Source organism: Bacillus sp. LR--39 (assembly GCF_053613335.1).
Map to the genome: position 1 here is coordinate 1 of NZ_JBSIOT010000126.1, position 1,531 is coordinate 1,531.

General features: G+C 55.4%; 1 protein-coding gene. It reads right to left on the minus strand.

Annotated elements, in window-relative coordinates:
* On the minus strand, window positions 1–1,531 hold a 1,531-nt coding region (locus ACWHAR_RS21000), incomplete at both ends, for an amino acid adenylation domain-containing protein (protein ID WP_452087713.1).

Sequence of the window (1,531 nt, forward strand, 5' to 3'; positions counted from 1 at the left end):
TGCGAAGTGCATCATGGTGTTCGATCATCTTGGTTAAAGCCTTGCCTGCCGCTTCCGGGTCAAACCCTGAAGGGGCGTGAAGCATAACTGATTGGTTCCAATGATGCTCGTTCGTAAATTTGCGCTCAAAGAACCAGCGCTGGATCGGCGTCAGTGTGACTTCGCCTTCGACAGGGCCTTGATCGATCGGTTTAGCGTCAGCGGCTTGAACATAAGAACTGAGCTCCCCGATCGTCGGGTGCTGAAACAAGTCCTTCATCTCCAGCTTCCACCCGTGCTGCTGAAGCCGGCTTGCCATTTGAATTCCTTTGATCGAGTCCCCGCCGAGCGCGAAGAAATTGTCCGTGACTCCGATTCGGTCTATGCCGAGAACATCCTGCCAAATGTCTGCCAACAGCTGTTCCGTTTCTGTGCGCGGCGCTTTGTATTCAGCTGTCTGCGCTTCGACGTCAGGCTGAGGCAGCGCCCTTCGGTCGACTTTTCCGTTCGCCGTAACCGGAAGCTCATCAAGCTGCACCCAATACGCCGGTACCATGTAGTCCGGAAGCGTCTGCCCCAGCTTACGGGCGAGGCTTTCTGTATCAAGCTGTTCGTCCGCAACGACATAGCCGCACAGCGCTTTGTTGCCGTAGGCGTCTTCGATGTCGGTGACGACTGCTTCCTGAACTTCAGAGAGCCGCGCGAGCTGGACTTCAATTTCAGAAAGCTCGATCCGGAAGCCGCGGATTTTCACCTGCTGGTCGATCCGGCCGATGTACTCAAGCCGCCCGTCTTCCAGCCATTTGACCGCATCCCCTGTCCGGTACATGCGCTCGCCCGGCACAAACGGGTCTTCCGTAAAACGCTTCGCCGTTTCCTCCGGCTTGTTCAGATAGCCGCGCGCAAGCCCGCGGCCGGCGATGCACAGCTCGCCAGCGACGCCGACAGGCTGAACTTCGTTGTTTTGTCCAAGCACATACGCCCGCGTATTAGCAATCGGCTTTCCGATCGAAAGCATGCCTTCATCAGGATCGATTGCTGTGCTCGTCGCAACGACTGTGTTTTCCGTCGGCCCATAGTTGTTGACGAGCGTGTAGTTCCGTTTTTCGATCCGCTTCAGCTTGTCTCCGCCCGTAAGCAGCACGCGCAGCGACTGGTTGTCGAGCTCCATGAACTGTTCGCACAGCTGTGTCGGCAGGAACGTGATCGTTATTCCGTTCTCTTCGAAATATTCATTCAAACGCGTAATGTCCATCCGGATCGCTTCATCAATGATATGAAGCTCCGCTCCGGCGATCCAGTACGGGAACATCTCCCAGACGGAAGCGTCAAAGCCGAAGCCGGCATATTTCGCGCTTTTGTCCTGTTCGGTGACCGCGAATGCATCGTTATGCCAATAGCACAAGTTCACGAGCGATTGATGTTCGACCATGACGCCTTTCGGCTGGCCTGTCGTGCCCGATGTGTAAATCAAGTATGCCAGGTTGTTTGGCTGTGTACCTGCCTGCGGGTTCACTTCATCATCATTTGTGATTTCTTCGCTCAGCATCGA